Annotated in this window: 21 protein-coding genes; 4 read left to right on the plus strand and 17 right to left on the minus strand. The window is 40.4% G+C overall.

Going from position 1 to position 22097, the window contains the following annotated elements; translation table 11 throughout:
- Window positions 1-169: 169 nt before the first annotated feature.
- Both treC and treP read right to left on the minus strand, forming a co-directional pair.
- A complete protein-coding gene (treC, locus tag RYK49_RS06915; protein ID WP_314831158.1) occupies window positions 170-1801 on the minus strand; it encodes an alpha,alpha-phosphotrehalase in 1632 nt (543 codons plus the stop codon).
- A gap of 71 nt (window positions 1802-1872) precedes the next feature.
- Window positions 1873-3870 (minus strand): PTS system trehalose-specific EIIBC component, encoded by a 1998-nt coding sequence (gene treP / locus RYK49_RS06920; RefSeq protein WP_314831157.1) that lies wholly within the window; start codon window positions 3868-3870, stop codon window positions 1873-1875.
- 188 nt (window positions 3871-4058) lie between these two features.
- On the opposite strand from treP, the gene treR reads away from it, so the two are divergent.
- On the plus strand, window positions 4059-4772 hold the full coding sequence (treR, locus tag RYK49_RS06925) for a trehalose operon repressor (protein ID WP_314831156.1): 714 nt from the start codon (window positions 4059-4061) through the stop codon (window positions 4770-4772).
- 412 nt (window positions 4773-5184) lie between these two features.
- Here treR and RYK49_RS06930 read toward each other — a convergent pair whose 3' ends face one another.
- The 10 genes from RYK49_RS06930 to RYK49_RS06975 all read right to left on the minus strand — a co-directional run bounded on the left by RYK49_RS06930 (window position 5185) and on the right by RYK49_RS06975 (window position 13411).
- Window positions 5185-5526, minus strand: coding sequence for a hypothetical protein (locus RYK49_RS06930; RefSeq protein ID WP_314831155.1), 342 nt, complete (start codon window positions 5524-5526; stop codon window positions 5185-5187).
- An 8-nt stretch (window positions 5527-5534) separates the two neighbouring features.
- Window positions 5535-5828: a hypothetical protein gene (locus RYK49_RS06935; protein ID WP_002914579.1), complete on the minus strand. Its 294-nt coding sequence runs from the start codon at window positions 5826-5828 to the stop codon at window positions 5535-5537.
- Window positions 5829-5836: 8 nt separating this feature from the next.
- Window positions 5837-7348 carry a hypothetical protein gene (locus RYK49_RS06940; RefSeq protein ID WP_314578548.1) on the minus strand — a complete coding sequence of 504 codons (1512 nt, stop codon included), beginning with the start codon at window positions 7346-7348 and terminating at the stop codon, window positions 5837-5839.
- Entirely contained in the window at window positions 7339-7947 is a 609-nt protein-coding gene (locus tag RYK49_RS06945; protein WP_314578543.1) for a hypothetical protein, read from the minus strand. The genes RYK49_RS06940 and RYK49_RS06945 overlap by 10 nt, the downstream gene beginning before the upstream one ends.
- 119 nt (window positions 7948-8066) lie before the next feature.
- Window positions 8067-8672 (minus strand): hypothetical protein, encoded by a 606-nt coding sequence (locus RYK49_RS06950; RefSeq protein ID WP_314578541.1) that lies wholly within the window; start codon window positions 8670-8672, stop codon window positions 8067-8069.
- Window positions 8673-8715: 43 nt separating this feature from the next.
- Window positions 8716-9324 carry a hypothetical protein gene (locus RYK49_RS06955; RefSeq protein ID WP_314578539.1) on the minus strand — a complete coding sequence of 203 codons (609 nt, stop codon included), beginning with the start codon at window positions 9322-9324 and terminating at the stop codon, window positions 8716-8718.
- 44 nt (window positions 9325-9368) lie between these two features.
- Complete coding sequence (locus RYK49_RS06960; protein ID WP_314578536.1) at window positions 9369-9977, minus strand: hypothetical protein; 609 nt, start codon at window positions 9975-9977, stop codon at window positions 9369-9371.
- 44 nt (window positions 9978-10021) lie between these two features.
- The gene (locus tag RYK49_RS06965) at window positions 10022-10630 is read right to left on the minus strand and encodes a hypothetical protein (protein WP_314865339.1); all 609 of its coding nucleotides are present in this window, start codon (window positions 10628-10630) and stop codon (window positions 10022-10024) included.
- A 164-nt stretch (window positions 10631-10794) separates the two neighbouring features.
- Window positions 10795-12135, minus strand: a complete 1341-nt coding sequence (locus RYK49_RS06970; protein WP_314865340.1) for a hemolysin family protein — start codon at window positions 12133-12135, stop codon at window positions 10795-10797.
- Between the two features lie 151 nt (window positions 12136-12286).
- Window positions 12287-13411, minus strand: coding sequence for an AI-2E family transporter (locus RYK49_RS06975; RefSeq protein ID WP_002897049.1), 1125 nt, complete (start codon window positions 13409-13411; stop codon window positions 12287-12289).
- A gap of 74 nt (window positions 13412-13485) precedes the next feature.
- On the opposite strand from RYK49_RS06975, the gene RYK49_RS06980 reads away from it, so the two are divergent.
- The 3 genes from RYK49_RS06980 to RYK49_RS06990 all read left to right on the plus strand — a co-directional run bounded on the left by RYK49_RS06980 (window position 13486) and on the right by RYK49_RS06990 (window position 16325).
- Entirely contained in the window at window positions 13486-14280 is a 795-nt protein-coding gene (locus RYK49_RS06980) for an ABC transporter ATP-binding protein (RefSeq protein ID WP_311154549.1), read from the plus strand.
- Window positions 14277-15839: a beta-carotene 15,15'-monooxygenase gene (locus RYK49_RS06985; protein ID WP_314831153.1), complete on the plus strand. Its 1563-nt coding sequence runs from the start codon at window positions 14277-14279 to the stop codon at window positions 15837-15839. The genes RYK49_RS06980 and RYK49_RS06985 overlap by 4 nt, the downstream gene beginning before the upstream one ends.
- 111 nt (window positions 15840-15950) lie before the next feature.
- A complete protein-coding gene (locus tag RYK49_RS06990) occupies window positions 15951-16325 on the plus strand; it encodes a hypothetical protein (protein ID WP_314865342.1) in 375 nt (124 codons plus the stop codon).
- A gap of 180 nt (window positions 16326-16505) precedes the next feature.
- Here the strand turns inward: RYK49_RS06990 and RYK49_RS06995 are convergent, their stop codons facing one another.
- The 5 genes from RYK49_RS06995 to RYK49_RS07015 form a co-directional block, all read right to left on the minus strand.
- Window positions 16506-17060, minus strand: a complete 555-nt coding sequence (locus RYK49_RS06995) for a class I SAM-dependent methyltransferase (RefSeq protein WP_314865344.1) — start codon at window positions 17058-17060, stop codon at window positions 16506-16508.
- Complete coding sequence (locus RYK49_RS07000; RefSeq protein ID WP_314830875.1) at window positions 17054-18001, minus strand: TIGR01212 family radical SAM protein; 948 nt, start codon at window positions 17999-18001, stop codon at window positions 17054-17056. The genes RYK49_RS06995 and RYK49_RS07000 overlap by 7 nt, the downstream gene beginning before the upstream one ends.
- Window positions 18002-18060: 59 nt before the next feature.
- Window positions 18061-18360, minus strand: a complete 300-nt coding sequence (locus RYK49_RS07005) for an MGMT family protein (protein WP_314830874.1) — start codon at window positions 18358-18360, stop codon at window positions 18061-18063.
- Between the two features lie 389 nt (window positions 18361-18749).
- Window positions 18750-21383: an FtsX-like permease family protein gene (locus tag RYK49_RS07010; RefSeq protein ID WP_314830873.1), complete on the minus strand. Its 2634-nt coding sequence runs from the start codon at window positions 21381-21383 to the stop codon at window positions 18750-18752.
- Window positions 21384-21395: 12 nt separating this feature from the next.
- Window positions 21396-22097, minus strand: a complete 702-nt coding sequence (locus tag RYK49_RS07015) for an ABC transporter ATP-binding protein (protein WP_002905129.1) — start codon at window positions 22095-22097, stop codon at window positions 21396-21398.

A 22097-nucleotide genomic window follows, 5' to 3' on the forward strand; every position in this document is an offset into this window, starting at 1 on the left:
ATAAATGTATATTATCCTATTTAATTTTTATTATAAAGAAAAGAATCAAATGTTGCAAAGGCTTTCTTAAAATTCTGTATTAGTTTCTCTCTGTTCAGAAAAATACTTGTCTAGGCTGGCCCAACACATAAAAAAGAATCTGAAATTTTTTCCAGATTCTTTCGAGACTTTAGTTTTCACCTACTAAAATTGCCATGGTTTCGTATGGCTGCAGGGTCATCACATGGTCAATCTGAGTCTTGCCGTAATTGGATAGGAGAACCTGACCATTTTGATAATCCGGCAGGATGTCCACCGTAATCGGATCAGCATAGAAGTTGTTAAGGACTAAAAGTTTTTGTCCTTGCCACTCCCGCTCAAAGGCATAGACCTGAGGACTGTCCTCATAGGCTGGCTGATAGCTGCCCTCTGCGATGATAGGTAGTTCCTTACGCAGGGCAATCAATTTCTGATAAAAGGTAAAGATTGGTCCCTTGATTTCATTTTCCACATTGATGAGAGGATAGGATTTGCCCGCCTTCAGCCATGGAGTTCCTGTTGTAAAACCTGCATTGGCTGAATCATCCCACTGCATAGGCGTCCGAGAATTATCACGAGATTTAGCCTTGATGATCCTGAAGGCTGCTTCTGGCGATTGACCTTCAGCAAGCAGAGTCTGGTAAGCATTGAGAGACTCGACATCCATATAATCTTTCATGGAGTCATAGTCAGGATCCACCATGCCAATCTCCTCACCCATGTAGATATAAGGCGTCCCGCGCGACAGATGAATACTAGCTGCCAGCATGGTCGCTCCTTCATTACGAAAATTCTCTACATCGACAAAGCGGTTGAGAGCTCGTGGCTGATCATGGTTGTTCCAAAAGAGAGCCGACCAGCCTTCATGATTGCTCATTTCCTTACCCCAAGTATGGAAGAGGCGTTTTAACTCTTCAAAATCAAAAGCCTTAAGAGTCCACTTCTGTCCAGCTTCATAGTCCACCTTGAGATGATGGAAATTAAAAGCCATAGATAGCTCCTGCCGATCTGGATCCGTGTAAAGAATGCAATTTTCAATCGTCGTAGCGCTCATTTCACCAACCGTCATAACGGAATCGTCCTGCCCAAAGGTTGCTTCGTTCATCATACGCAGATAGTCATGGACGATTGGCTTATCGGTATAGGCTGGCTTGCCCTCCTGCTCTGGACAGTCCGTCAGTACCTCATCTTTTCCAATGACATTGATGACATCAAAGCGGAAGCCCTTGACTCCTTTATCCCGCCAAAAATTCACCACTTTAAAGAGCTCTTGACGAACATTGGGGTTGCGCCAGTTAAGGTCAGCTTGAGTCACATCATAGAGATGCAGATAATATTTGCCCGTATCCCCAAATGGCGCCCAGGCACTGCCACCAAACTTGGACAGCCAGTCCGTTGGCTCATCTCGCAGGATAAAGAAGTCCTGATAGTAGGAATCCCCAGCCAGCGCCTTTTGGAACCACTCATGCTCAATCGAGCAATGATTGAGAACCATATCCAGCATAAAGTCAATACCATGCTGCTGGCCGACCTTGACCATCTCTTCAAAATCTGCCATATCTCCAAAGATAGGATCAACCGCAGTATAGTCAGAAATATCATAACCATTGTCCCGCTGTGGACTCAGATAGAAAGGATTGAGCCAGATCATGTCCACTCCCAGCTCTTTCAAGTAGGGAAGTTTCTCAATAATCCCACGAAAATCTCCCAAACCATTGCCAGTCGTGTCTTTAAAAGATTTTGGATAAATTTGGTAGACAACCTTTGTTTTATCAAGTGTCATATTTTCTCCTTTTTTGAGAAAAGGGACAGATTTTAAAGCACCGTCCCTTTCTATAGTCATTTCATTTTTCTTTAAAGTGGCTTAACGTTCATCAACTGACTGCCTCGCTCAACTGCCCAAGGAAGTTGTTCAAGCTCCTCCACCTGATAACTGTCTGAGTTTGTAATGATGACTGGTGTTTCCGTTACATAGCCCGCTTTCTTGATCATGTCTATATCAAAGGAAATGAGCTTGTCGCCAACCTTGACCTTATCTCCCTGAGACACATAACCTTCAAAGCCTTTGCCTTCCAGATTGACCGTGTCCATTCCGATATGCATCAGGATTTCAACCCCTTCATCTGACAAGATGCCGATTGCATGCTTGGTTGGGAAGAAGACTGTTACAGTACCATTGACTGGTGAAACCAACTCACCTTGGCTAGGAACAATGACAACTCCACGCCCCATCAAACCTTGTGCAAAGACAGGATCTGTTGCCTGACTCAATTCTTTGACTTCTCCTGCCAGCGGACTAGTAATAGTTACGGGAGCTGATGAATCAGCTGCTTGCACCTCTGGAGATGACTCAGCTTTGGATGGCTCGGCAAATTCAGCCTCTTCCTGAGCTGCAAACTCTGCCTGCAATTCTGGATCTTCCTCTGTCTTCGTCAAGAAGCCTGTCTTGTGGAAAAAGAAAGTCAGGAACATTGGTACAAGAATTGCTACAAGCATAACTCCTGCAAATGGAATCATATATTTTGCTTGGATAGAAAGGATACCTGGTAAACCACCAATACCAATGGCATTTGCTGTTATATTAAAGGTTACAGAAAGCAGACCCGCAATAGACGAACCAATCATTCCCGCAACAAATGGATAAACGTACTTGACATTGACCCCGAAGAGAGCAGGCTCAGTAACACCAAGGTAAGCTGAAATGGTTGCAGGCAGGGAAATTTGCGCTTCCCGCTCATCATGGCGTTTCATAAGGTAATAAGCAAATACAGCTGAACCTTGAGCAATATTAGACAGAGCAATCATTGGCCAAAGACCAGTACCACCGGCATCAGCTACCAACTGAGTATCAATGGCATTGGTCATATGGTGAAGACCTGTGATAACAAATGGAGCATAAAGGGCACCAAATACTGCGCCAAAGAGCCATTTAACTGGACCAGTTAAACCTGCAAGTACAACTGTTGAAAGCCCCTGACCGATTGTCCAACCGATAGGACCCAAGACAGTATGAGCCAGAATCAGAGCAGGAATCAATGATAAGAATGGCACAAAAATCATAGACACTACTTCTGGAATATGTTTACGCCAAAAGATTTCCAGATAAGATAGAGATAAACCTGCTAAAAGGGCCGGAATAACCTGAGCTTGGTAACCAACACGATTGACAGTGAAGAAACCGAAATCCCAAACCCAGTCCTTAGCGATTTCAGCTGCTGGTGTCGATGCTACTGAATAAGCATTGAGTAATTGTGGTGACACCAAACAGATCCCCAAGACAATACCAAGAATTTGGCTAGTTCCCATTTTACGAGAAACAGACCAAGTGATTCCAACTGGCAGGAATTGGAAAATCGCTTCTCCCGGAAGCCACAAGAAATGGTTGATGCCAGACCAGAATTTGGATACCTCTGTGATTGTTTTCCCATCCAACATAGACCAATGCACGCCTTCAAGGACATTACGGAATCCCAGTATCAACCCTCCGACAATCAAAGCTGGAATGATCGGGGTAAAAATTTCTGCCAGAGTGGCCATAACCCGCTGAAGGGGATTTTGCTTGCTCTTAGCAGCAGACTTGGCTGCTTCTTTTGATACTCCCTCAATACCTGAAACAGCTGTGAAGTCATTGTAAAAGATTGGCACATCATTTCCAATGATGACTTGGAATTGCCCAGCATTTGTGAAAGTTCCCTTGACCACTGGAATTGCCTCAATAGCCTTGACATTGGCCTTTTTATCATCTCCAAGTACAAAGCGCATCCGCGTTGCGCAGTGGCTAACTGCTGTGACATTCTCTTTGCCGCCGATTGCATCTAGCAGATCTTTAGCTTCCTTCTCAAATTTTCCCATTTGACTACTGGCTGAATGAGAATCCAGCACTCTCCTTATATTTTTTTACGAGTCGGTTTTTCAACACACTCCTACAAATTATTGTAATCGATTTCAAAGATGTATGCAAGTTGTTCGTTGAAAAAAACTCTCATTTTTGATAAAATTTTCTAGGTTGTATGTAAAAAAGAAAACAAGTGGAGTTTATGATGAAGAAATACAAACAATTGTTCAAACAGATTGAGAAAGATATTTTAGAGGAACGTTATGCAGTCGGAGACTTCTTGCCAAGCGAGCATCAGCTGACGGAAGACTATCAGGTTAGCCGCGATACAGTCCGCAAGGCTCTGGCGCTGCTGCAGGAAGAAGGATTGATTGAAAAAGTCCGCGGACAGGGCTCCAAAGTCATCAAGCATGAACAGTTTGACTTTCCTGTATCTAAGCTGACCAGCTATCAAGAAGTAGTCAAGCAGAATAATATGCAGTCCAAAACCAATGTTGTCAGCTTGGAAAAAATTACCGTGGACCAGAAATTGTCCGACATCACTGGCTTCCCTCCCTACCGACTGGTTTGGCGAATCGTCCGTCAGCGCGTTGTAGACCAAATCGCCTCTGTCTTAGATATTGACTATTTAGACAAGGGCATCGTCCCTGACTTGACAAGGGAAATCGGTGAGCAATCCATTTACGCCTATTTGGAAAATGACTTAAAGCTCAACATCGCCTATGCCAAGAAGGAATTTACCATTGACCACGCCAATGACCGAGACAAGATACTCATGGACCTAGGCAAGGACCAGCAGGTCGTCTCAGTCAAGTCTCAGGTCTATCTGGCAGACGGCCGCCAGTTTCAATATACCGAGAGCCGCCACAAGCTCGACAAATTTCGCTTTGTAGATTTTGCTAAGCGTCAGAAAGAGTAGCCTTCTTCTTTCCATACTACAAAACCACCCCTGCCTTCCAGCTGGCAGAGGTGGTTTCTTTTATGAGTAGTCTAAGGCTGCCTTGTTTTGGAGCGACAAAGAGCCTCAAAATTTCTTTATACTTGTTTTAGGAGATTTATATGAAAAAATTAGTTAAGGGCTTCTGCTGCTTTTTAAACGTTACTGATTCGTATTACTTCCTTTCCTACTTTTGCGCCTGAGAGAATGTCAATATTTGCTTATCATATAGGGTAACTTTAGATGTCATTGGACTGTCCTCATTTCTATTTTGATGCTATTAGTATAACCCCAGAAACTTAAGACAGACTTATAAAAAACTTGAAAGAAACTTAAAAGGCTGACATTAAATATCACTTTTTCATACTGCATTGATATATGACATTTTTAAAGTCTATACTTGAGAATTCTCAGATTTCCTTCTTTTATAATATTCATCCTCCAATCGTTCTAAGTCTTTCCGATATTTAGCGGTTATTTCTTCCCTCTCTTCACTAAGTGCATCAAAAAATTTTCTGAAAGACAAATCAAATTGTTCCATATTGTCATTCATCTTACTAACTGCCCGATATATCTCATCAGTTGAATGATTTCTAGAATAGTAAAGCAATTGTTCACTCAATAAATCCGTCTTTCTCCGAGCATCTAATCTCATAGAATCCAGTACTTCTTCAACTTGCTCTATTTTCTTTAATTCTTGCTTATATTTCTCTTCTAGTCTGAATATCTGTTCCATAGCAGACCTCATTTAATAGGGTTTTGCAGATTTGGTTGTGGGATATTTGTTAGATAATTTGTCGCAGCTGTCGCAGCATTCCCAGAAAATCCACCCTTTAGACTGTTATTGAGAGTAGCAGTAGCAAAATCAGACATCTGTAGCTTTTGCTCAGCCAACCAAGCAGCTAAAAGACTAGACTGCGCTGTAACCTTAGATTTCTCCGATTGAATCAGAGCATCGATCATCTCCCGTTCTTGAGCCTTCATTAGTTCAACAAGATTATTATTCGCTGTTAATTCTATTCTTCTGAGATTTACCATAGTTCCTCCTACTTGCTACTAAACTGTATACTTCCTTGACGATCCACTTCTTCGAGTCTATCAGCTGCTTGGCGTATATTAGAACCAAAAATATCCAATTTTTGTTTGTAAGAAGCCGCCTCACTTAGCGTTGCTTCTTCAACCCCACTATCCCAACAAGTCTCCAATGTAAATTGGGACAAGATCGATTCCAACTCATCATCCGATAAATAGATTCTGCTACCATAAGCTATCAATCGGAGTGATGTCACCATGTTTTCAATATTTTGCTTATATTCACTCAATTTTTGCTTGATTAGCTCTTCAAACTCTGCTCCTTGCTGTTCAGCTAAATCCGCAACTGCAGTCACAAGATCTTTTCGCAGATAAACCAGCTGGCTCCCACTAACGCTTGAAAAACCAGACTGAGCCGAAGAAATTGTCTCAATCGCACGATTAATAGCCAATAAGCGCTTATATCTAGCCTCAGATATAAACTCACCGTATATCTTTTTATACTCTTTAACATAGTATTCTTCATCGTGTTTGTCCCAGAAAGGTGACTGTTCGGCTTTAATTTTAGCTGCTTTACGCACCTGCTTCTCCGTCATACCAACAAAGAATTCACCTTTTTTTGCATACCAGTCTAAATCCAGCATATTACCAATCTTGGGCGGAAACTTTTCATAGTATTCTCGAATGAAGTAAGCTTCATCGTGTTTGTCCCAGATAGGGGTTCGCTCAGCTTTGATTTTAGCAGCTGCACGTACCTGATCTGGAGTCATCCCTGATACAAACTCACCCCTCTTAGCATACTTTTCTGTATCAAGTCTATTGCCAACAATATAGAATGCTGCAGGGTTGTGATCTTCTGCAGGGGAATGCAGTCCTTGCGTTCCTTCACGGGAAATAATATTAGCATAAGGAATCCGTCCACCGCTACTATCCATTATGGTCGTATCTTTCGTATTAGCATCATAGGTCGTAACATGTCGATTGATATATGCTAAATCACTGGCAGTAAAATTCCCCTTATCAAGAGCAGCCTGAGCACCCCAGTCTGTATAATTGACGACCATAGGGACGTTATGTTCCGCTGCTATCTTGACAACTGGAGTTGCCGATTGACTAAAGCCACTCATGGCATAAATTCTGACCGGCTGGTTTAGCTTCTTGTCACCTACTTCTGTAATCTTCTGGACACGCTGATAAAAAGCTTCAATATCCTCATACTGAGCTGTCATTCCATCCCCATAAGCACCCCCAAATGCATTGCTGGTTGATGCCCAATGGTCTGAACTGATAGGGTTGGCAAAAACTGGCTGGGTTCCTGCGACTGTCACAATAGTCTGGGAAACAATGGGCTCCCCATTAGCATCCAAGGGAGCTACTGCAATAGCCTGAGTCACCCCCTCCATTCGGTCAATGATTTGAAAATTTTGGCCTGTAGCTTTGTTTTCAATTATCTTTTCTGATGGATTTGTTGCGTAAAATTTTGTATCAGATTGTATACGCTGAATATCCTGGTGGGTTACTCCCATTTACCTACCTCCCGTACATCTACTCGTCTGATTTCTAAATTATAGATAATCTCAGCCTTGGGACTACCTTGGCTATTTTTTTCTACTCCTTTTAGCGATCCTTTTTGTGAATAAGCAGTAATTATAGCATCAGTACTCTTATACGTCTTCAATTTTAGGTGTTCTGGGAGATGTTGATATTGTCCTACTTCAATAGATTCATTTTTTTCATTATATAAATATATAATTTCTGAACCATCATTGACATTAAAATCCAACTCAATTCCAGAAGTCAAAACATAATTAGGAACTAAAGTATCAATAGTTCCATCATTTCTAAGATAGACTTTATTACCATAAGTATCATAAACTACTGGAATTATACGAGCGTGGACAAACCCTTCCCCTCTTCCTCCACTTTTAAAAATAGGAGAAAATTCGATTTTGCTGATACCGCTGTAATGCTCTTTTAGGTAGGTTGCGATTTGTTCTTCATAGAGCTGAAAACCATGCCGGTAGAGATTATCCACTTTCATTCGATCCATATAAAATTTACCTCCTATTACTAGTACAAAAAAACAAAGCAAAGATAAAAGAATAGATTTTGTTCGTTTAGACATACAAACCTCCTTTTCTTTATATATTAATTTTACCACAAAAAAGAAGAACGAATGAAAAGAACTCAATTAATCATATGGAAAATTCTTCGTATGTATCTTTTCCTAAATAAATTAGTGTGTTACTGCCATTCGAAAGCCTCTCTTCCCTGCACTCGCCTAATTTCCAAATTATAGATAATCTCAGCCTTGGGACTGCCTTGACTATTTTTTTCAACTCCTTTTAGAAGTCCTTCATTCACATAGGCCGTCATAACTTCATCCATGATATCATCCTTCTTTAACTTTAATTCTGGAGGCAGGTGCTGATACTGATCAGCTTGTATATATTCTTTCTCATCATTTAACAAATGAATAAACTCGGAGCCACCGTACGCAAAATCTAATTCTAGACCGGAAAATGTTCCATAACGAGGTACTCCAATATCTAGGGGTCTGCCATTTTGGAGATAGGCTTTATTGCCATAATTATCATAAATCACAGGTATAACCCGAGAATGAACGAAGCTTTCTCCCTTTCCTCCACTAATAAAAATCGGAGAAAATTCGATTTTATTGATACCGCTGTAATGCTCTTTTAGGTAGGTTGCGATTTGTTCCTCATAAAGTTGAAAGCCGTGACGATAGAGATTGTCTACTTTCATTCGATCCATATAAAACTTGCCGCCTATCACAAGAACAACAAAAACTATAAAAGAAAAAAGAATAGATTTTGTTCGTTTAGACATTTAAAACTCTCCTCATTCTATCTCAACTTACTAAATTAATCGGTTACTTCCATTTATCCAAGTCCCTTTCATCAATTCGTTGAATTTCTAAATTATAACTAATCTCAACTTTGGGACTACCTTGGTCATTCTTTTCTACATCTTTAAGATATCCCTCATGAGAAAAAGCTTCCATCGATTCATCTGTTGTCTCGTGGTCTACCCATTTCAAATTTTCAGGTAGAGGTTGCCCCCAAATAACACTATTGTGTCTTCTTTTATCATCTCTTAGATTAATAATTTCCGAGCCATCATTAACATTAAAATCCAAATCAGTCCCAAATACCATCTTATAATCCACAAGAACCTTCTCAACAAAACCATCATTTCTGAGATAGACTTTATTTCCATAACTATCATAAACCACTGGAACTACACGGCCTTGTAAAAAACTTTCCCCATTTCCTCCTGTAATAAAAATAGGGGAAAACTCTATTTTACTGATACCGCTGTAATGTTCCTTTAGATAAGTCGCGATTTGTTCCTCATAAAGCTGAAAACCATGCCGGTAAAGATTGTCTATTTTCATTCTATCCATATAAAACTTACCTCCTATTACAAGTACGAAAATGCAAAGCAAAGATAAAAGAATATATTTTACTCGTATAGTCATACAAACCTCCTTTTCTTTCTAGTCCAACTTACTAAATTGGTGGGTTACTTCCATTTGCCTATCTCCCGTACATCTACTCGTCTGATTTCTAAATTATAGACAATCTCAGCCTTGGGACTGCCTTGACTATTTTTTTCAACTGCCTTTAGATGACCCTCACGGGAAAAAGCAGCCATCACTTCATCCGTAAATTCCTCTTTTTGTAATTTTAACTGTTCTGGAAGGTGTTGATATATTTCTGAGCTTACAGACTCGCGTTCATTATTTCGCAGATAGATAATCTCTGACCCGTCATTGACATTAAAGCTTAAGTCAAGACCAGCAAGGGTTCCATAATCTGGCACTGCCATATCTAGCACTCCATCATTTCGTAGATAGACTTTATTTCCATAACTATCATAAACAACTGGGACTATTCGAGCGTTTACAAAACTTTCTCCTCCTCCCCCACTTTTAAAAATCGGAGAAAATTCGATTTTACTGATACCGCTATAATGCTCCTTTAGATAAGTCGCGATTTGTTCCTCATAAAGCTGAAAACCGTGCCGGTAGAGATTGTCCACTTTCATTCGATCCATATAAAACTTACCTCCTATTACAAGTACGAAAATGCAAAGCAAAGATAAAAGAATTGACTTTATTCGTTTTGACATATAATTTTCCTCTTCTTTCTATCCAAACTTACCAAATTCGTGCGTTACTTCCATTCATAAAACTCCCTTCCCTGTATGCGTCTAATTTCCAAATTATAGACAATCTTAGCTTGGGGACTGCCTTGGCTATTTTTTTCTACTCCTTTTAAATACCCTGCACGAGAAAAAGCCTCCATCTTTTCATCAGTAATTTCATCCTTATTCAATTTTAATTCATCTGGTAGATTCTGGTAACTTTCTACACTAATAGACTCTTTCTGATTATTACGCAAATATATTATTTCCGAACCGTCATTGACATTAAAATCTAAATCAATTCCGGCTGTCATTTCATAATCTGCCACACCCATCTTTAAAACACCATCATTGCGCAAATATACTTTATTACCATATGTATCATAAACAACTGGGACTATACGAGCATAGACAAAACCTTCTCCACTTCCTCCACTTTTAAAAATTGGAGAAAATTCGATTTTACTGATACCACTATAATGCTCTTTTAGGTAGGTTGCGATTTGTTCTTCATAGAGCTGAAAACCATGCCGATATAGATTATCCACTTTCATTCGATCCATATAAAATTTACCTCCTATCACAAGCACAAAAAGGCAAATCAGTGATAAAAGAATAGATTTCACGCGTTTCATCATACAAAATACCATGTCTTTCTATATATAGTTTACCATAAAACTAGAGCCTTTTCCGCAATTTTACTATTGAATCATCTCTACCTCAATGACACAAACCTCCTTATTGGGATAATCAAAAACAGACCTTCTTTATAAGAAAGCCTGTTTGATTTACAAAGAGTCAACTATTTATTAGCTTCCTCATCGATTTCCACTTGTTCTGAAATTTCAACTTTCACCTTCGTGACACGGCCATTTTTAACCTTGTCATTGGTCAAAATGAGTTTCTTATTCTGACTTTCGACTTCGTAGCTAATGCGTTCTTTCGGATCTGGAATAGTCCCTACACAAGTCAAGTAATAACCAGCTATCGTATCTACATCGTCGCTTTCAATCTCAACTTCAAAGTATTCATTAAAGTCATTGAGGGTCATGGTTCCTAAGACGATGTAGGTATTCTCACCGATTTCATGGACTTCGATTTCAGCCTTGTCAGTCTCATCGTCGATCTCACCGACAATCTCCTCCAAGAGGTCTTCCAGTGTGACCAGACCAGCCATACCTCCATACTCATCCAAGAGAATCGCCATTTGATTTTGCGTGTTGCGCAGCTCCTTGAGCAAATCATCGACAAACATGGTTTCCGGTACAAAGAGCGGTTCCTGCAGGATTTTACGCAGAACGATATTGTCAAAACCATTGATGAATCCTTCATTGAGCAGTCGCTTGGTATGAATCAGACCGATGACATTGTCCTTATCCCCATCATAGACGGGAATTCGCGAGAAGCTCTGTTTGAGAATGCTTTCAATAATTTCTTTGGTATCGTCCTGAATGTCCACCATAAAGGCATCCGTCCGCGGCACCATCAGTTCACGCGCCATCAGCTCATCCAGAGAGAAAATCCCCTGCAGCATCTCAATTTCGTCCGCATCCAAGGTCTCTTCGCTCTTAGTCAGCATATACTCAATCTCGTCCCGGGTCATCTTTTCGTCTGCATCATCAAACTTCATCGGCGTTATCCGGCTCAGCAGGTTGGTTGATGCTGACAGCAACCAGACGAAGGGGCTGACAATCTTGCCAAGAAAGATAATGACTGGTGCAGCCCGTACAGCTAGATTGTCTTTCAGGTTCATGGCAATGCGCTTAGGATAAAGCTCCCCCAAAACAATGGAAATATAGGTCAATAGGATCAGGGCCAAGAAAGTTCCGATAGCACGTGCAGTTTCGGAATTTCCCATCCAAGAAGAGAAAAGTTTTCCCAGATTATCCGCAAAGCTGGCCCCAGACAGGATATTGATAACCGTAATCCCAACCTGAATAGTTGATAAGAAGTTATTGGGGCTTTCTAAGACTGCTAAGAGCCGGATATACTTGAGGTCGCCCTCTTCAGCCTTTTGCTCCACACGCGCCCGATTGAGCGATACCATTGCCATCTCAGCAGCTGAGAAAAAGGCATTTAACAAAGTCAATATAAACAGTAGTAAGGCTTGCCATAACATATTCTGACTGCCAGGGTCTTCCATTGATTCTTTCTCCTCGAAAAGTATAGGTAAATCTGATTATATCATATTTTTAAATTTAGTGCACAGGAAATGAAAATAAGACGGAAGGCCATTCTTCCGTCTTATTTTCTAGTCTCGAGACTCTGGATTCAATCGAATTCCAAACTCATCCTTATTTATTAATAATACCAAACTCTTCGTTTTTCTTCTGCTGCTGGGCTTCCTTGTGATTATCATAGAGGTTAGCCAAGAACTTAGCGATTTCTTTGAGGATAGAATAGGTCGGGATTGCCACAATCATCCCCAGCACACCATAGATATTGCTGGATAAGAGCAAGAGCACCATGATGGTAATAGGATGGACCTTCATCACACCACCAACGATACGGGGATAGAGGATATTTCCATCAACCTGCTGGATAATCAGCATGTAAATCAAGGCCGCCACCATCTTCTGAGGATCCGTAAAGGCATACGTAATGACCATGGGAATCAAGCCGATACTCGGTCCCACATAGGGAATCAGATTAGCCAGACTAGAGAAAATAGCAAAGACCAAAGCGTACTTGAGTCCAATGACACTATAGCCAATATAGGCCAGAGCACCGATAATCAGGGCATCGATTGAAATTCCGCTGATATAGCGGGCAACAGTAGCATTGAGATTGGTCAGTAAACTAGAGATATTGAGCTTATCCCGCTTGAGGACTGTCCGCTCCAGCATGGGCAAAAGCTTATGGCCGTCCATGAGGAAGTAAACCAAGAAAATCGGCGTCATAATCAAAATCATCAGCGTATTGACAACTGCTGACAGAACACTTCCCAGACTATTGGTCACACTGTTAAGGATATTTTGCAGAATGTCCACATAAGACAGGTTGAGCTGCTGGATGGTGGATTGGATATTCAGATTTCGAAAGAGCGGATTTTTAGATAATTGATTGACAAAACTTTGAATTTCCCAATAAAGGCCTTGCGTTGAATTAATCAGGCTGCTTAGCTGATTAATCAAAATCGGCAAGAGGTAAATAACGCCCAAAGCAATCAAGCCAAACAGAAGGCTGAGCGTAATCAGAATCCCAATCATTCGGTTGATTTTGAGCTTCTCCTGGAGAAATTTCACCAGCGGATTGGTGATATAGTAAAGGAATCCTCCCACAAGAAAGGGAATCAAGATTGTATTCACAACGCTAACAATCGGGGTTATCATATCCCCCATCTGGCGCCAGATAAAGAAGATAATCGTTAGCAAAAGGACCTCGCTGGTCCAAAACATCAGCTTACTTTTATGAAACATTTGACTCCTCCTATCAGTTATTTTACCATAAATTTTGTTATAATAAAGGAGATTTAACGAAAGAAAGAGTAAAAATGGAAAAGATTATCAAACTGGAAAATGTAAGCTTGGCTAAACAAGGCCGAACCATCTTAAAAGATCTCAACTGGCAGGTGAAAAAGGGGGAGCATTGGGCTATTCTCGGTCTCAACGGTTCTGGAAAGTCTACTCTCCTGCGCCTGCTCATGGCTGAACATTGGAAGACCCAGGGCAAGGTAACAGTTCTCGGTACTGAATTTGGTGCCGGCGACATTCCCCAGCTGCGAACTAAGATTGGAGTAGTCGGCTCCTTCATTGCTGAACGACTACCCAGCCATCTCAGTGCCGAAGAAATCGTCCTGACAGGCAAGTATAAAAGCAGTATTCTCTATGCTCCTTATGGACAGGCAGAGCTGGATCAAGCTAGGGAAATGCTGGCTTCCATTGGCGGACAAGATTTGATTGGCCGGAGCTACATCAGTCTATCTCAAGGGGAAAAGCAGCTCTTGCTGATTGCGCGCAGTCTTATGGAAAAGCCAGAATTGCTTATCTTAGACGAAGCGACCAGCGGTCTGGATCTCTTTGCCCGCGAGCGTCTGCTGGATCAGATTGGTAAGATTACACAGATGAATCAGGCTCCAACCATCCTCTATGTCACCCACCATGTAGAGGAAATCACTGCTGCTATGGATCATGTCCTGCTCCTAAAAGAAGGTGAAATCATAGCCCAAGGTCCTAAAGAAAACATACTTCAAAAAGAGGTCATGGATCGCTTCTATCCTCAGCCAGTCGAGCTGATTGAGCTGGGAGAAGACCGCTATTTCGTCAAGGTGGAGGTCAGATCCTCATGAAGCAATTTTCTAATACCATCTTCAATTTGGGCTACTTCCTGATTCTGACCATGACTGCGATTGCCTTGCTCTTCCTGTCTGGACAGATTCTGCTATCCCATACTTACATCCCTTTGAGGATTGCTGAAGGAGTCCAATTCGTCAGTAATCCTTGGTATTTCTACCCTATCCTCCTGCTCTTTCTCCTCAGCCTCTTTTTAATCCGGCCCCTATTGGAAAAGGTTCAGACCAAGCATCTTTTTTGGTTTCTGTCCTTCCTCTTTATAGCAGCAGCGATTTTTCTGATAACGGCCTACGATGGCCGCATCCGAGCTGACGCCAAGCATGTTTTCAATGCAGCGTTGGCCTTTAACCGAGGAGATTACAGCTCGCTGACAACCGTCGGAAGCTACATGTATCGTAATCCCCATCAGCTAGGACTGATGACTCTGGAGCGACTTTATGCTTTTATTTCTCCAACGACTCAGTTTGCCTTTAGCATGAATGTCGTCTGGACTTTACTCAGTCATTTCTTGATTTACAAGATTACTGCCCTGCTCAATGCCAGAGAAATGATTCAGAAATACACGATTCTGCTGACTTTTCTCTTTCTACCACAGCTATTTTTCATCCTCTTTGTCTACGGCACCATTCCTGGACTCTTCTTCTGTCTGCTCAGTCTCTATGCTTTTATCAAGCTGGACCAAAAAGGAAACCTGCTCTATGCCTTGCTGGGAGCGGCCAGTATCAGTCTAGCCTGCCTCCTGCGCAACAACTACATTATCTTTGCCATTATGCTGATTGGCGTCTACTTCCTGTCCATTTTTTATAAATGGTCTTGGAAGAAACCCTTAACCATCATCCTGATTTTAGCCGGTATCGTCCTTTCAAACAAGGGTCTGACGGCCTACTATGAGCAGCTGATTGGGGGCAAGATTGGTGTCGGTACCCCAAAAATCGCCTACATCACTATGGGCCTGCGGGATGATCCCAATCGGCAGACCTTAGGAGGCTGGTACGATGCCTACAATACCAAGATTCTCAAGCGCAACAAATATGATGAAAATTTGGCTACAGAAATGGCCACTCGGGATTTGAAGGACATTTTGATTCACTTCAGCAAACATCCTGCTTATGCGCTCAAATTCTTCTACGAAAAGGTCAAGTCTACCTGGACTGAGCCAACTTTTCAGTCTATTTGGACTGGGCCGCAGATTGAACGCCAGCAATACATGAAGCCAGCTGTCCTGCGCAGCATTTATGAGGAAAGAAAAGGTTATCAGATTGTTAATTTCCTGCTCTTGACCCTGCTAGCCAGCATCTATCTGCTCTCCTGTTTCTTTATCCTGCATAAATTTTTCGTCGCCGAGGAAAAGCTGACGCCTTTTGACCTCTATCCCTTCATCTTTCTCTTGGGGGGCGGCCTCTTCCACTTCTTCTGGGAAACCAAGAGCCAGTATGTCTATATCTATGTCCTCCTTCTCATCCCTTCCGCCGCTCAATCCTTAGTCGACCTGAGCGATTGGTGGAAGAACAAAGGAAAAGGGAAATCAACAGACCAGCTTGAGAAAAACCTATAAAACTTGAACACTTGATAAGAATTCCTTATAATTTTATAGGAACATTAAGTGAAACAAAGTTGAATTTGTAATGAAAATTTTTTGTACTTTACGAAGGGAGAATAGCGATTTATGTTTTCAATATTAGGTGCAGTATTATTTGGAGTTATAGCAATTATGACAGTTCTTGTTGCTTGCGGTCTGCCTTTGGGCGAATATACAATGGGTGGACAACATAAAATCTTACCTAAGAAATTTAGAATTGCGGCAGTCATTTCGGTGGCTATCCAAATATTTGCCATGATCATTATTTTGCAAGCCGGAGGTTTCATTCCCTTGTGGCTGTCTTTTAAGGTTACTAAATATATTTGTTTCTTCTTTGCCGCTTACCTATCCTTGAATACGATTATGAACATGATTTCAAAAAGTAAGAAAGAAAAATATGTTATGACTCCGATTTCACTTATAGCTGCAATATGTTTTTGGATAACAGCATTTCAGATGTAGTATGTAAGCGAGAATAACCTACAGTGAGTCAATTTGGACGTTGGGAATAAGAATTTGTCTAATTGAATAGAAAAATTTTTAAAACAGTAAATCACAAAGGTTTACTGTTTTTTTGCTCATTTTCCAAATAAAAGCGTCAATAAATTAAAAAGTCACTTGACCAAACGCTTCCTGAGGCGTTTAACTAAGCACTTCTCTCAATTTCTCAATCATGACCAAGAAAGGCGGGTTGTTAATCTGATTGATGGTCTTGTAGAGGGCGACGGTGAAGTCCTGCTGGGGCAACTGACTAACATAGTCAAGTACCGCATTTTTTTCAACCTCTCCACCATCATGCCCATAGTAAATCATGATAGCTGCACGGCCCCCTTTTTCCAAGCCTCGACAGACCTTTCCCAGAGCTTCCAGCGTTGTATCAGGTCGGGTAATGACTGACTTGTCCGCCGAAGGCAGATAGCCCAGATTAAAAATAGCAGCCTTGAAATAGTCTGTGTATTGGTCCAGAGTCTCATGCCCAGCCATGATTAGCTGAGCATTGTCCAAGCCAGCTTCTGCCAAGCGCTTGCGGGTCTTTTCCACAGCCTGCTCCTGAATGTCAAAAGCATAGACCTGCTTGGCCAATTGAGCCAGAAAGAGGGTGTCATGTCCATTGCCCATCGTAGCATCCACAACAGTATCTTCCTTGGTCACGACTTCAGCCAAAAAGTCATGGGCCATCTGTAAGGGTCTTAACATACGAATCTCTGCTCCTTTGCTTTACAGCCTTGCTTGCTGCCACGACGACGCATTTCTGCCTCGATGGCATTGAGAACTTCCCATTTATTGAGGCTCCACATGGGACCAATCAACATGTCTCGCGGAGCATCGCCCGTGATACGGTGGATGACAATATGCTCGGGGATAATCTCAAGCTGGTCGCAGACGATGGAGACATATTCCTCCTGACTGAGCAGCTGCAGCCGCCCCTCATGATAATCCCTCTGCATACGGGTATTAGTCATCAAGTGAAGCAGGTGGAGCTTGATTCCCTGAATGTCATTATCCGTCACGCAACGGCGGACATTCTCCAGCATCATCTCATGGGTTTCGCCCGGTAGGCCATTGATCAAGTGAGAGACAATCTCCGCCTTGGGGGCTTGCTTACGAACTCGCTGGACCGTCTCCACATAGAGCTCATAAGAATGGGCACGATTGATGAGGTCCGAAGTCTCCTCATAGGTAGTCTGAAGCCCCAGTTCCACAGTCACATGCATACGCTCGGATAAGTCAGCCAAGTAGGCTATGGTCTCATCAGGCAAACAATCCGGCCTAGTCCCGATATTGAGTCCAACGACACCCGGCTCGTTAATGGCTTGCTCATAGCGCTCACGGATTACTTCAAGCTTCTCATGAGTATTGGTGAAGTTCTGGAAATAGACCAGATACTTGCGAACATCCGACCACTTGCGGTGCATAAAGTCAATTTCCTTATAGAACTGCTCGCGAATGGGCGCATCCGGCGCCACAATGGCATCACCAGAACCCGAAACGGTACAAAACGTACATCCTCCATGCGCTACGGTTCCATCCCGATTGGGACAGTCAAAGCCCGCATCAATAGGCACCTTAAAAGTCTTTTCTCCAAAAAGTTTTCGATAATAATCATTCAAAGAATTGTAAGATTTCATACCTTTCATTCTACCACAAAAAGGGGCATAGAAACAAAAATTCCCTCTTTCATAAGGAAAGAAGGAAGTCATAGCTCCCACTGATAACGCTTGAGATCTACACAGCCATTGGCCTTCAAGTCCACTCCCTCCGCCCAGAGCAAGTGTCTCTGGTCCTCCCAGCCAGGTGCGAGGCGCCCTGCTGCATTGACTACCCGGTGGCAAGGATGTTTGCCACCATAAAGTTCCGACTGACTGAGAATCTTTCCCACCAAGCGAGCGTTTTTAGGCCGCCCAATCAAACGAGCAATCTGACCATAGGTCGCCACGCGCCCAGAGGGAATGCTATCTACTAATGCTAAAACAGCATCTATGATTTCTTGATTCAAAACGGAAATGGCCCTCCTTTTTACAAAGTAGATCAGAAAGGCCGGAACACTACCCTTCGTTTTAGAAGCTATATTATTAAACCTCTTTCATTGATGATGTACTCATATCATTTCCGAGCAACTTCCATTCCACTTATAGATATAAAGCTTTCTTGACCTCCAGTCCATGGCAAGATTGTTCCTACGATGGTAGTAATCGAAACTTACTTCTACAGCTTTATTGATTAGCTAACTCTCTAAAAAAATTCCAATAATGAAGGTTTAAGAGGTTATAAGTTTTTATACATTCCATTCTACCACAAAATCTGGCAGTGACTCGAAAAATCCCTTCTTCCATAAAGAAAAAGGGATAAAATTATACTCAAAAAAATATATAATGCAAAATATAATCAATCTACAGATTTTAATGCTTCTAACATGTTTACATTTTTTAAACGGAAATTTACCACAAAACCTAGAATAGATAAAATCAAGATTATGGTCGCTACTGGTATCAAGTATACAGTTAACTCAACCACTTTGGGATATACAGTATCTTTGCTCATCATCGTAATAATCGCATTATGTAAGTAATAACCTCCTACTATTCCCAATAAGATTCCTATGGCAGAAAGTATCATTGTCTCTCTATAGATATACATCGTTACTTCCTTATCAAAGAACCCGAGGACTTTTATAGTAGATAATTCTCTAATTCGTTCAGCCACATTTATATTCGTTAAATTATATAATATTACAATGGCTAACAATACAGAAACAACTACCAAGACCGTCATTGAAGTCCCCAAAGAATTTACTGCTGTTCTAACAGTTTTAACTAAAGCAGAGTTTTGAGATAGCGCGGATATTCCTGATTTATCCAAGAAAATTTTAGAACTATTAGAAATGTTTGAAGCAGACTTATTTTTTAAGTTAATCAAGTATGCATTGTTTTCTGCGATTTCACCAAAAGTTTTATGATAGTAATCATTACTCATAAAAATATAATGCCCAACATTCATCTCAACAATATCAGCCACTTTTATTTTGTAATTTTTCCCATTATTATCTTTAAAATTAAAATATTCTCCTTTTTTTACATTATAATAATCAGCCAGCTTTTGGGAAATCAAAGCTCCCTTATTAGAAAGTTTTAACTCTTTACCTGATTCAGTATCTCTTAATGTAATGAAAGAATCCAGTTTTCCATCACTACTTATAACAGAGATTGACTTCTTATCAATCTGACCTGAAATTTTCTCGCTAATACTTTTATAATGTATTTCTTTAAATTCATTCACTCTCTCAGACTTCAAAAGATTATCAATTTCTTTTTGCTCATCTTGACTAATATTATTTTTTTTAACAGCTAATATATCAAAACGAGTTATTTCTTTGAATTGATTATTTACTACCTTACCAATAGAAGACTGAATCCCTAATCCTGCAAAAAGTAAGGCAACAGAACCAGTAACACCCAGCACCGTCATCATCATTCTTTGCTTATATCTAAAAATATTTCTAGCTGTTACCTTTTGAGTAAAATTCAAACCATTCCAAATAAAGCCAATCCTCTCCAAAAGAATCTTTGAACCACTCACTGGAGGCTTGGGCAACAATAATTGAGCAGTATTTTCATTCAACTCTTTTCTAGCTACCAGAAAAGTAGGCATAACAGCGCTTATTAGAGTAAAAATCAATGACAAGAGTGAAAAGGAGCAATAGAAATAAAGCTTTGGACCACCTATAATCATCGTATTTGAAACAGTTCGGGTCACGATGCTAGGTAAAACATACTGACCTAAAGCGATTCCTAATAGTGTTCCGGTAAAACCAGCTACTGTTCCATAACAAATAAACTTTTTCAAAACATCAAAATCTGAATAACCGAGTGCCTTCAATATCCCTGAATTGATCCGTTCTTCGTTGACGAAGCGAGTCATCGTAGTAAAAGTGACTAGTGCAGCAACAAGGTATAAAACTACAGGAAAAAGGTTACCTATATTACCAATATTGTTTTTTATTGACTCATAAGTTCTATAGCCTTCTCCCCCTGGAAAAGTTGTACGCGTATATGTGTTATAACTAGGTGCCTCTAAAGAATCAATTTTATTTTGACCATTCTTTATATCTTCTTCAGCTTTATTAATTTTATCCTGTGCCTCAGAAAATTCCTTATTAATCCCGTTTAACTGGGTTTCTGGCAAATTCGCAACTGCTTCTCTTTTTTTAGCTAAATTCGATTTTGCTTCTTCAAGTTGAGCTTTTTTTGAATTTATTGACGATTGCTGTGTCTTTTTTATATCAACCAATCTCTGCTCTCCATTATCAGAAAGCAAGTCATCTAGTTGTTCCTGTTTTTTCTGAATGATTTCTGAATATTTGTCTGAATAAGGATTTACTCTATCAGTTTCATCATACTTTAATCGTGCAATTGTATATACATCACTTGAAAATGAATCTGAACTGACAACTCCATAAGCCGATAAAGTCCCATCACCAGCTGTTGTGTTCCCTAAGTTAGTTGTTGACCAGATTTCTGCAGAATTAACAAAACCGACAATTTCATATTCATCCCCCTTTAAAATTGAATTTTTTTCCTCTTTAAATTCAATTTTGTCTCCCACTTTATAACGATCTTTTAAATTCGATGATAAAGCAATTTCCTTACTATTTTGAGGGAATTTCCCAGAAACTAAGTCATATAAAGAGATATCCTTACTATCTGAAAAAACTCTCATTGACTTGTTACTATCTTTTATGGAAGTATCAACCATATACCCGTATTCAATAGTTACATCCTTTATACTGTCCAATTCAGCTTTATCTTTCTTATCTAAACCAGCATTTGATATGACTGCTAAATCCATCGTTTTTTGTTTATCCAAATATGCTCTAGCCGTTCTTTCCATATCTGGCGGTGTAGCTTTTAAACCGGTTAATGCAAATGAACCAAGAAACATTAACAACATAATCGAAATGAATCGTCCCTTGGATAAGGCAAAAGATTTCCTTATATCTTTCCAAAATGTCGTTTTTTTCACTTTTCATACTCCTTAATATTCTATTGATTCAATATCCTTAGGATTGTCATTAATTTCTACTGAACTAATTTTTGCATCATGCATGTAAATTACTTTATCCGCAATAGGAGTAAGTGCAGAATTATGAGTGACAATGATCACGGTTGAATTCTTATATCGAGACATATCCTGTAAAATTTTTAGCACTTGCTTACCTGTCTTGTAATCTAATGCTCCTGTTGGCTCATCACATAACAATAATTTAGGATTTTTTGCAACTGCTCTAGCTATTGAAACCCTTTGTTGCTCTCCTCCTGATAACTGAGCTGGAAAATTATTCATTCTTTTTTCTAACCCCACACTCCTCAAAGCTTCTTCAGCATCCATAGAATCTTCAACAATCTCTGAAGCAAGTTCAACATTTTCCTTAGCTGTCAAATTAGGAACTAGATTGTAAAACTGAAAAACAAAGCCAACATCCTTTCTTCGATAATTCGTCAATTCTTTCGCACTATAATCAGAAATATCATTTCCATCGATAATGACCTTTCCTTCATCATTACTATCCATGCCACCTAAAATATTTAAAACAGTTGATTTACCAGCTCCTGATGCTCCTAAAATAATAACGAGCTCCCCTTTATCTATTTTGAAATTGATATTATTATTAGCGACAATCTCGCTGTCTCCTGATTTATATCGTTTAAAAGAATTACACATCTCTATATAGGTCAT

It is taken from the genome of uncultured Streptococcus sp., assembly GCF_963525625.1.
Classification (GTDB): domain Bacteria; phylum Bacillota; class Bacilli; order Lactobacillales; family Streptococcaceae; genus Streptococcus.